Source organism: Megasphaera sp. DJF_B143 (genome assembly GCF_900320625.1).
GTDB classification, from domain to species: domain Bacteria; phylum Bacillota; class Negativicutes; order Veillonellales; family Megasphaeraceae; genus Megasphaera; species Megasphaera hexanoica.
Map to the genome: position 1 here is coordinate 1 of NZ_ONTA01000291.1, position 7,015 is coordinate 7,015.

Here is a 7,015-nt window from a genome sequence, read left to right on the forward strand (position 1 = left end):
ACCAGCAACACGGCTATCTGCTTTTACAAAGGATACAGCACCAGTGCCGTGTTTTATAGCGGCAAAACGATATACCGGGCCGTACCTTCCGGTGAATTGGAGAAATTACAGCCGGGAAAGCTGGACTGGAATGCCAAAAACGTCATGCCCATGGCTCCCATCGACAGTCTCATGCAGAATAATCCGAAGCTGATCATCATCGACCAGAATCACGATACGGCTCTGGCCAGCCGCTATTATGCCCTGTACGGCCAGATGCCGGATCATATCTCACTGCCCGGTCATACGACCATCTGGTCTGCCAGCCATGCCAAAAGTTGACACGATGCAAGATATCCCTGAAAAGTTCCCACAACGGGGGCTTCAGGGATATTTTTAAAAAAATAATAATTTTTCTTAGCACTCTATTGACATGGTGGCTAATAAGACGTATAATACAAGTGTAATCGGAAGTAAGAAGATTACAAGGAAAGGTCAAAAGAACAGAAGCAATGCACAGACCTGTAAATAATGATCTCAGGCATTACCAATTACGAAAGAGGGTATTATTATGAGAGACTTATTTCCAGTATTAAACAATGATTTTGCTATTCCGAGTGTATTTGATGATTTCTTTAATGACGGCTTTTTCTCCCGTATGCCGCAGATGAGCATGCCGAAATGCGATATTGAAGACACGGGTACCGCTTATATTGTGACGACGGATCTGCCTGGTGTCAATAAAGAAGACATCAGCGTCACCTATGACAACGATGTCCTGACTATTGCCGCCCAGCATAAAGAAGACCAGCATGATGCACAGCATCAGACGAGTTATGTATGCAGAGAACGGATGAATACAGCGTTCCAGCGCCAGTTTGTCATCCACAATATTGACAAATCCGGCATTAAAGCAGCTTTCCGCAATGGTGTCCTGAAAATCGGCCTGCCGAAACTCAACCCCCAGACGCAGGAACAATCAGGCACGATTGATATCCAATAACCCCCTTTGTCCAGGGCCTGACGCCACTAGGTGCCAGGCCCTTTTCCTATCATTCCGGCAATCATGGCAGCTATAAAAAACGGGCCGGTATACCATGAATACGTTTATCCATGGTATACCGGCCCGTTTCGCTTATCCGGCGCCGGAGCGCTATGGCACGGCCCTTACGCTCTGGCCGGCAACAGTTTATGAATGATGGCACTGGCCAGCATGACCAGTACGATGACCGGGAAGGTAATCCCCCACGGCGTCTGCACGTCGAGGAGTGCCCGGTACAGGGCAAAGCCCGCTATCCAGAGAATCAGATTAATCCAGCAGACATTCTGACTGCTATGGTCCTGCCGCAGGATAAAGTAATCCGAAAGGAGGATAGCCGTCATGGGCGCAAAGACTGATCCGATGAGATAGAGGAAATCTTCAAACCGGCTGGCATCGACAGCAATGGCCAGGACCATACCGCCGGCACAGGCGATAAGGGCCAGGACCGTATCGGAAACCTGGGGGATCAGGCTACGGCCGCTGACGCCGGCGGAAAAGGCATCGAGGAAGGTCGTCGTCACAGTGGACAGGAGGATGATCAGGATGCCGATCAGCCCCATACCGGCCTGGAGCATAATGGCGGCAATGTCGTCTTGTCCCGTGTACAGAGCCGCCCCCATGCCGATGACAAACATCCAGGTACTCGCTATAAAGTAGGCGCCACAGCTGGCGGCCGTCGCCTTGATGGGCTTTTCTGCCGTACGGGTATAATCAGAAATAATGGGCAGCCAGGAAAGGGGCATAGCTACGGTCAGTTCGATGGCTTCCCCCATAGTCATCGTGCCATCCGCCTGGAAAGATGCACCACCACCGAAAATGACAGCGCTCAGGACCAGCGTGAGGATCAGCAGGGCCGCTATGACGATGACATTGATGCGTCCCAGATTTTTCAGTCCCAGCACGATCCACAGCGCGATGAGAGCTGCTATGATGACGCTCCAGAAGGCCGTACCGATAGCCGCAATCGTATTGGCCGCTACGGCAGCACTGGCAATCATGACGGCAGTCCAGCCGATGAGCTGGATGACGTTCAGCCCGGCAAACAATTTCGCTCCCTGGCGTCCAAAGGAAATCTGCACCGTTTCCATGGCGCTCCTGCCGGTCCGGCCGCCGATCACGCCGGCGCCGAACATGACAGCACCGCCGATGACGTGGCCGATAATAATAGCCAGAAGCCCTTTGCCGAACCCCAACGGTGCCAGAAGCATCCCCGTCAGAATTTCGGCAATAGAAATGCCGGCGCCAAACCATAAAAGTCCATTGGATAATACCGAAGTTTTTGTTTCATTCATGAAAATACATCCATCCTTTCTTTCTATGTCTCTGTCCTGTCGTTATGGCAGGGCCTGAAGCAGCCAATGCTGCAGGACCAGGGCATGACTGTGTGCCGTGTCTTTTGCCGCATATACGAGGGTCACATTTCCCCGCTGCAGATAGGCACGACAGTCCTCCAGAAATGAAGCACCTGCCTCATTCATGTCAAGTTCTGCCACATAGCGCTTTGAAAATTCTTCATACAACGCCGCATCATGGCCATACCATTTCCTAAGTTCCGGCGACGGAGCGATTTCCTTGGCCCAACGATCCAGATGGGCCCGTTCCTTTGAGATTCCCCTGGGCCAGAGCCGGTCTACGAGAATCCGTGTACCATCGGCCGATTCCGGCTGATCGTATATCCGCTTGATTTGTATCGTATACATCGCAATCTCTCCTATCTAATGATGATTCCCATATCCTTCATTGCCCATAAAAAAGCACTGCTGCCCTCCGGCTGCAGCGCTCTTTTCCATGTCAATCGGTCTGTACTTCTTCGACGAGATTCAGGCATTGTTCGATGGGGATTCCTTTGTAAACATCCTGTACTCCCATATTGGCGGCGATAAGATTCCGCACGCTCTCCATGGAAAGAAGGGCCGCTGTTTCCAGCGCATGGCCGCGCAGCACCTGTCCTGTCAGGATAGCCGAAAAAGCATCGCCCGTGCCCGGGAAGCGGACGGGAATCAGATTGTACGGCAGTTGGAAATAGGTATTCCGCTCATGATCATACCCCAGCACGACATAGGTTCCCCCGGTCCGCACGCTGGTAATAAGGATGGAATGAGGACAGATGGCGCGGAGCGCATCGACGAGCTGCCGTGTTTCCGTTTCGTCCAGGTCGCCTTCTCTGCAGTCCATGCCGGCCAGATAGGCGGCTTCTGTATAATTGGGCATGATGTAATCGGCAACACGGCACAGATTACGCATCCGCTCTACCGTTTCTGTTTCCACGCCATTATACAAATGTCCTTCATCGCCCATGATGGGATCAACAAAAATGCGCACACCCCGGCGGGATTGTTCCTGGCAGAAGCGAGTCACAATGTCTGCCTGTTCCTGGGATACGATAAACCCCGTCGTAACGGCATCGAAGGAAAAGCCCAGTTCATCCCAGACCTGCAGCGCCTTTTTCATGTATTCCGTCGTTTCCAGGATATCGAACTTCCCATAATCCAGCGTATTGGATACGACGGCCGTCGGCAGATTATACACATCGTATTTCATATGGGCCAGAATGGGCATCATCGCTGCCAGTGCTACTTTTCCATACCCCGGTATATCATTGATCAGCAAAATTTTTTCGTTCATCTACATAACTCCCTGCTTTGTATTTGTCAACACGATGTCACTCTACTGGTTAGTATATATTACATTGGTGCTGACTGCAAGGAAAAGGAGCCATCTTTATTCTTTTTCTGATAGTTCCGCCCAGGTGTCATAAGCTTCGTCCAACTTTTGCTGCGTACGTTCATAGAGTCCTGTCAGTTCCATCGCCTTATCAGGGTCCGTCTGATTTTCCGGCTGGTTCAGCTGGAATTCATACATTTTGACGGTCGCTTCCAGTTCGGCAATCTTCATTTCTATCTGTTCCAGCTTGCGTGCCGTCCCATAGGACGGCGCTTTTTTCACTGCTGGTGTATCAACCGCTTTGACCGGTTGTGCCGCTGTCTGGGAAGACGGCCGTTTTTCTTCTTGTTTTTCTTCCGTTTTTCCAGTTCCCTGTTCTGCTGCCTCCTGTGCCTGCAGTTCCGCCGCTTCCCGTTCTTTTTCCCGGTAATAGGTGTAATTGCCCAGGAATTCCTTCAGTTTCTTGTTTTCCAGAACCAGCGTCCGCCCGGTAATCTTATCGAGGAAATAGCGGTCATGGGATACGACCAGATAGGTGCCGCCGAAATCAAGCAGGGCCTGTTCCAGGATTTCCCGTGTCGGAATATCCAGATGGTTCGTCGGTTCGTCGAGGATGAGGAAATTCGGGCCTTCGAGGAATAGCTTCAATAAGGCCAGACGTGCCTGTTCGCCACCGCTTAAGCTATCGATCATTTTAAATACATCGTCGCCGGTGAATAGGAACCGCCCCAGGACATTGCGTGCTTCATCTTCGCTGTAGCTGAAGGCATTCATGATTTCTTCCAGTACACTCCATGCCCCGTGCAGTTCCGTATGTTCCTGGGCAAAATAACCGATACGGACCCGGCTCCCCAATGTGATATGACCGCTGTCCGGTTCTTTTTCTCCCATAATCATCCGCAGCAGCGTCGTCTTGCCCGTCCCATTGGGGCCGATGAGGGATGCCGACTCACCACGGCGCAGGAGCAGACTCAGGTGATCGAAAAGCTGTCTGTCACCGTAACCGCCACAGACATTGTCGAGGACCAGCACTTTTTCCCCACTGCCTTCCGCCGGGGCAAAATGAAAATGCAGTGTCGCTTCTTCCGGTGCCAGTTCAATCCGTTCCAGCCGGTCCAGCTGGGACTGACGCCCCCGGGCCTGTTTGGCCTTGATTCCGGCTTTGTATTTGCGGATATACTCTTCCGTTTCGTGAATGTGTTCCTGCTGCTTCCGGTAGGCATTTTCCAGTGCTTTGCGACGGGCACGGCTTTGTTCTACATACCGCGTATAATTTCCTTTGTACTTGGTGATTGTCCCATGGCTCAGTTCCAAAATCCCCGTAGCGACCCGGTCAAGGAAATACCGGTCATGGGATACGATGAGAATGCCCCCGCCATAGGATAAAAGGTACCCTTCCAGCCATTCGAGCATATCCATATCGAGATGGTTCGTCGGTTCGTCCAGGAAGAGATAGTCCGGACGCCGTACCAGTGCCTTTGCCAGATTGATACGCGTCTTCTGTCCACCGGAAAAGCTCTGTACGGGCCGGTCCATATCCGCTTCTCCAAAGCCCAGTCCCTGAATGATCTTACGGCTCATCGATTCATATTCGAATCCTCCCAGCCATTCGAACCGTTCCTGCATGTGGGCGTAACGGTTCATCAGTTCCATATTATCCGGCTGGCTCTGCATCTGTTTCTCTACATCTTTTAACTGGCCTTCCAGACGGAGGACATCCTGCCAGGCTGCTGTCATCGTGTCCCTGAGCGTTATGTCATCATCATAGGTGATGTCCTGCTGCAGGTATCCTACCGATTCTCCTTCGGAAAGGACAAACGTTCCTCCATCATACTCTTCTTCTCCGATGAGACATTTGAGGAGTGTCGATTTGCCCGCACCATTGGCCCCGATCAGGCCCAGCCGTTCTCCCCGGCGCAGTTCAAAGGATACGTCGTGGAAAATATTCCGTACGCCAAACGACTTTTCTAATTTTTGTACTTTTATGCTGCCCAATTGTATATAATTCCTTTCTTTCTAGACGATGTCCCGGTCTTTCAACTCCTGTATTTTTTCCTTGCTAAAGCCGAGCATGACCGCCAGGACGTCATCCGTATCGGCGCCGAGGAGCGGTGCCGCTTTGCGGACCGGAGTCTGTATTTCTGAAAAGTGAGCGGGAAATCCCGGCATTTCAAAATCACCGATGACGGGATGATGCTGCGTTTCCATCATGCCGCGCTGCCGTATCTGCGGGTGATGTACCAGTTCATCGATGCGCAGGAGCGGTGCCACCGGTACTCCCGCCTGATCAAACAAGGCGACGATATCTGCCGTCGTATGCTCTTTCATCCACGCCCCAATGATGGGCTTCAGTTCAGCATAGTTCTTGCGGCGCAGCGTATTTTCGGCAAACCGCGGGTCCGACATGATATCCATGCCCATGGCGTCCTGCATGCGGCTGAACAGGCGGTTGCTGGCCGTCGCCACGGCGACATAGTCGTCCTTCGTCACATAGACATCAAAAGGCGCCGAGGCCGAATGTTCATTGCCCATCCGTTCGGGCACGACGCCGTTCAGCGTATACTGAATGACGAAATTTTCCAGCACGGACATGGTCGTTTCCATCATAGAAATGTCGATATACTGGCCTTTTCCCGTATGCTCATGATAGTACAGGGCAGCCATCAGGCAGAACGCCGCATGAATGCCGGCGTTGGCATCGGCAATGGATACCCCCACTTTAACCGGCGGCTGATCCGGATATCCCGTGACCCGCAGCAGGCCGCTCATAGCCTGGGCGATATTGTCATAGGCCGCTTTATGGCAGAGGGGGCCGGTCTGGCCGAATCCGGAGATGGACGCATAGATGATGTCAGGGCGGACCTTCCGGGCTTCTTCATAGGAAAGGCCCAGTTTCTCCATCGTCCCGGCAGAAAAGTTTTCAATGACGATATCGCTCTGCTTCATCAGCCCGAGGGCTATCTCTTTTCCCTCCGGTGATTTCAAATCCAGGGTGATACTCTCTTTATTGCGGTTCAGATAGGCGAAATACCCGCTTTCATTATTTTTAAATGGCAGGTAATGCCGCGTGTCATCACCGCTTCCCGGCCGCTCTACTTTGATGACTCTGGCCCCCAGGTCGGCAAAGAGCATGGTGCAGTACGGCCCGGAGTAGACATGAGTAAAATCTAATATCGTTATATTTTCAAAGGGATTGTTCATGATTCATTTCACCTCACGGCTTCTAGTATATCATAGATTTTCCTTTGAGCGTATCTGCTAATCTATGATATAATAAAACTATACCAATTCACTATGAACGGAGGAATCCATCCATGAAAAATCTGAAAA

General features: G+C 51.6%; 6 protein-coding genes and 1 pseudogene. 2 read left to right on the forward strand and 5 right to left on the reverse strand.

All coding sequences use genetic code 11. The annotated features are described in order from the left end of the window. Both DBO31_RS09345 and DBO31_RS08435 read left to right on the forward strand, forming a co-directional pair. A pseudogene (locus tag DBO31_RS09345) lies at positions 1-321 on the forward strand (hypothetical protein); the annotation flags it as partial. Positions 322-550: 229 nt separating this feature from the next. Then, entirely contained in the window at positions 551-982 is a 432-nt protein-coding gene (locus DBO31_RS08435) for an Hsp20/alpha crystallin family protein (RefSeq protein WP_059076994.1), read from the forward strand. Positions 983-1,146: 164 nt separating this feature from the next. Here the strand turns inward: DBO31_RS08435 and cytX are convergent, their stop codons facing one another. The 5 genes from cytX to DBO31_RS08460 all read right to left on the reverse strand — a co-directional run bounded on the left by cytX (position 1,147) and on the right by DBO31_RS08460 (position 6,886). Then, positions 1,147-2,313 (reverse strand): putative hydroxymethylpyrimidine transporter CytX, encoded by a 1,167-nt coding sequence (gene cytX, locus DBO31_RS08440; protein ID WP_150824927.1) that lies wholly within the window; start codon positions 2,311-2,313, stop codon positions 1,147-1,149. A gap of 42 nt (positions 2,314-2,355) precedes the next feature. Beyond that, positions 2,356-2,721, reverse strand: a complete 366-nt coding sequence (locus DBO31_RS08445) for a DUF488 domain-containing protein (protein WP_075581887.1) — start codon at positions 2,719-2,721, stop codon at positions 2,356-2,358. Positions 2,722-2,812: 91 nt separating this feature from the next. Continuing rightward, entirely contained in the window at positions 2,813-3,646 is an 834-nt protein-coding gene (locus tag DBO31_RS08450; RefSeq protein WP_150824928.1) for a pyridoxamine kinase, read from the reverse strand. Positions 3,647-3,742: 96 nt separating this feature from the next. Next, complete coding sequence (locus DBO31_RS08455) at positions 3,743-5,680, reverse strand: ABC-F family ATP-binding cassette domain-containing protein (protein WP_150824929.1); 1,938 nt, start codon at positions 5,678-5,680, stop codon at positions 3,743-3,745. A 21-nt stretch (positions 5,681-5,701) separates the two neighbouring features. Then, entirely contained in the window at positions 5,702-6,886 is a 1,185-nt protein-coding gene (locus DBO31_RS08460) for a CaiB/BaiF CoA-transferase family protein (protein ID WP_075581884.1), read from the reverse strand. Between the last annotated feature and the right edge of the window lie 129 nt (positions 6,887-7,015).

Bases quoted from the DNA above. Each gene is read 5' to 3' on its own strand.
- DBO31_RS08435 (WP_059076994.1), top strand. From the start codon at position 551: ATGAGAGACTTATTTCCAGTATTAAACAATGATTTTGCTATTCCGAGT.
- cytX (WP_150824927.1), bottom strand. From the start codon at position 2,313: ATGAATGAAACAAAAACTTCGGTATTATCCAATGGACTTTTATGGTTT.
- DBO31_RS08445 (WP_075581887.1), bottom strand. From the start codon at position 2,721: ATGTATACGATACAAATCAAGCGGATATACGATCAGCCGGAATCGGCC.
- DBO31_RS08450 (WP_150824928.1), bottom strand. From the start codon at position 3,646: ATGAACGAAAAAATTTTGCTGATCAATGATATACCGGGGTATGGAAAA.
- DBO31_RS08460 (WP_075581884.1), bottom strand. From the start codon at position 6,886: ATGAACAATCCCTTTGAAAATATAACGATATTAGATTTTACTCATGTC.